A 2,925-nucleotide genomic window follows, 5' to 3' on the forward strand; every position below is an offset into this window, starting at 1 on the left:
CCAAGTGGCCGGTTTTTTTGTGCGCGGAATTTGGTGATTCGCCTGCCAACGTTAGTGCTAAGGCCCACTTTTAAGGGCCCAACAGAGATCAACGCTAGAAAAAGCAACGTCCTACACGACACTGGGAATTGTCCGTACACTTGCGCATTGCTGTGCCTTTGTCTTGAGACCTATAGTCCGAGCACGCCCAAATGGCGTATCGGGTTTGGCGACTCGATGCCTTGGTACAGAAGCCTCCGAGTAGTTCTCGGAGCGCTTTTGAACGCACTTGGCTGCCTGCTTTTTTGGTGGCTGTGCGTGGGAGATCCCAGGATCTGCCGGTTTACCATGGCCCGGTTCGCCAACCCGCGTACAGCTACCACCCTATTGTTTGGCGACGATTGAGTGGTAGGTCATCTACTCTCCATGGAAACCACTCATGAACGAATACATGGCTTTAACCAGCAACGCCGACGATCTACCCTCCTTTTACGTCAACACCAAACAACCGTTGCATTCACTGCTCAGCAGCGCCCGTTACCGAATCGGTGCCGTGACGCAGGTTCTCGAAAACCTCGCGATGCGAGGTGAAATCAGCACTGACTCCGTGATCCTCAGCGACTTCGCATTATTGTGCTGCATCCCCTTGCGCGATGGTTGTGATGTGCTGGATGTCATCGCTCGACGCATGGATGCAGAACCGTCCTGACGTAATCTGTGGGAGCGAGCTTGCTCGCGATAGCGGACTGGCAGACAACATGGAAGTTGAATGTAAAACCGTCATCGTCGGAACGCCGCCCGGACCAAGCTCGCTCCCACAATGACTGCGCTTACAAATCCACAACGTACAACCCGTTTCCCCTCATCGCCCGCCCCGCTAGCATTTCCCTCACCTTCACCCCCCCCCCCTCTTCACTGCACGGCTATCAGCGAACTCGCGTCATCATTTTTCGAAAGAACGCATACGGAACACTTCCGATGCTGCCAATGAATGATTTCAACAGAGCAACTTGAACATGACCCAAAACATCTACGACGATCCCGGTTTCTTCCAGAGCTACAGCCAGATGGCCCGTTCGATTGGCGGTCTTGATGCCGCGCCGGAATGGCCTGCGCTGAAGGCGATGTTGCCGCCGATGCAAGGCTTGAAGGTGGTGGACCTCGGTTGCGGTTACGGCTGGTTTTGCCGTTGGGCCAGTGAGCAAGGCGCCGGCAGCGTACTCGGGCTCGACGTTTCGGAAAAGATGCTGGAGCAGGCGCGCAAATCCACCTCCGCATCAAACATCCGTTATGAGCGCGCCGACCTGGAAGCCCTGGATCTGTCGGGCGGCGATTTCGATCTGGCCTACAGCTCCTTGGCGCTGCACTACATCAAGGACTTGCCGGGGTTGTTTGCCAATGTCCATGCGGCGCTAAAACCCGGCGCGCATTTCGTGTTTTCCATCGAACATCCGATCTTCATGGCACCGCGTAACCCTGGCTGGATCATTGATGCCGAGGGCCGCAAGAGTTGGCCGGTGGACGCTTATCAGAATGAAGGTGAGCGCGTGACCAACTGGCTGGCCGAGGGTGTGATCAAGCAGCATCGCACCATTGGCACGTTGCTCAACATGCTGATTGCGGTGGGTTTCAGCATCCGCCATGTCAATGAATGGGGGCCAAGCGATGCCGAGGTGGCGGCGCAACCGGCGCTTGCCGAAGAGCGGGAGCGGCCGATGATGATGTTGGTCGGTGTTCAGCGCTGAGCCACGCTCATATCTTTTGCGTATAGATCACCGCAAGCGAGTAAAGAAACCGTAGAGCTGCGTTGAGCCCGGCAACAGTTCCCTTATTCTCCCGGCTCACCCTTCGTCCCGAGATCAACATGCACAATTCAGAGTTGGGAATCATGATCATTTCAATGATCGGGTTGTTCGGCTTTGCCTCGTTTGCCTTTGAGTACTTGAGTGCCCGGCGCTCAAAAAAGAACAAGCCACAGTAATTCTTCCAAACCGTAAAAAGGGGCAGATGACGCTCATCAACTGTCCCTGTTTTGCATCAGCGGGTCGCAACGATAAACAGTCGCGGAAACGGCAGCAGCACCGACCCATCGGCCAAGGCCGGATACGCCCGCTCGATAGCAGTCTGATATTGCTTCAGATACTGCGCCCGTTCCGCCTCGTCCAGCGGATCGAGAAACGGCCGCAAGCCACTGCCCTTGAACCACTCCACCACACCAGACGCACCACCCGCGAGCGGATGATGGTAAGTGGTGCGCCACACATCGACGCGGGTGCAACAGGCTTTGAGTATCGAGTAATAACCGCTGGCATCGGCCATTTCGGTCCTCTGCCCGGCGGCGCCTGCCAGTTTGCCGACCCATGGGCCATCAGCGGCGACTTCACGCATCAAGCGGTGCGAGTGCTCATTCAGGTTGTCAGGCATCTGGACGGCCAGGCTGCCACCCGGCGCCAGTTTGCTCACCAGCAACGGCAGCAACGTGGCGTGATCAGGCACCCACTGCAACACCGCGTTGGCGAAAATCACATCGAAGGGGCCACTGTCATTCCAGGTGTCGATGTCGGCGATGTCGAACTGCACCTGCGGCAAGCGCCTGCGAGCGGCCTCGATCATGTCGCTGGAACTGTCCAGCCCACGCACCGTGGCATTGGCAAAGCGCTCCACCAGCAACTCGGTGGAGTTGCCGGGCCCACAACCGATATCGATGGCCGAGCGCACGTCCCCGACGGGGACGGCCGCCAGCAGGTCACGGGCGGGACGGGTGCGTTCATCTTCAAAAGCGACGTACTGTTTGGCGGACCAACTCATTGCGTTCTCCTGTCGGTGTGTTGTTCTGGCCGAAGCCGACAATCGGGTAGCTACATTACATCGCCTGACAGGTTCCGCTCTATTCCACTTTTGGTAAGAGTCTTCGCTAAGCGTTTCAGAAAAAAACCGGCGTGATTA

Annotated in this window: 3 protein-coding genes; 2 read left to right on the top strand and 1 reads right to left on the bottom strand. The window is 57.0% G+C overall.

Translation table 11 applies throughout. The features are described from left to right. Positions 1-418 precede the first annotated feature (418 nt). Positions 419-688, top strand: coding sequence for a hypothetical protein (locus AC07W4_RS27775; protein ID WP_007984686.1), 270 nt, complete (start codon positions 419-421; stop codon positions 686-688). Between the two features lie 307 nt (positions 689-995). Then, positions 996-1,724 carry a class I SAM-dependent methyltransferase gene (locus AC07W4_RS27780; protein ID WP_495034723.1) on the top strand — a complete coding sequence of 243 codons (729 nt, stop codon included), beginning with the start codon at positions 996-998 and terminating at the stop codon, positions 1,722-1,724. Positions 1,725-2,016: 292 nt separating this feature from the next. Here AC07W4_RS27780 and tam read toward each other — a convergent pair whose 3' ends face one another. Beyond that, positions 2,017-2,787 (bottom strand): trans-aconitate 2-methyltransferase, encoded by a 771-nt coding sequence (gene tam / locus AC07W4_RS27785; protein WP_495034724.1) that lies wholly within the window; start codon positions 2,785-2,787, stop codon positions 2,017-2,019. Positions 2,788-2,925: the final 138 nt, after the last annotated feature.

It is taken from the genome of Pseudomonas sp. GW821-FHT02A08 (genome assembly GCF_059422045.1).

Excerpts from the sequence above, each read along its gene's own strand:
- AC07W4_RS27775 (WP_007984686.1), top strand. The coding sequence starts at position 419 with ATGAACGAATACATGGCTTTAACCAGCAACGCCGACGATCTACCCTCC.
- tam (WP_495034724.1), bottom strand. The coding sequence starts at position 2,787 with ATGAGTTGGTCCGCCAAACAGTACGTCGCTTTTGAAGATGAACGCACC.
- AC07W4_RS27780 (WP_495034723.1), top strand. The coding sequence starts at position 996 with ATGACCCAAAACATCTACGACGATCCCGGTTTCTTCCAGAGCTACAGC.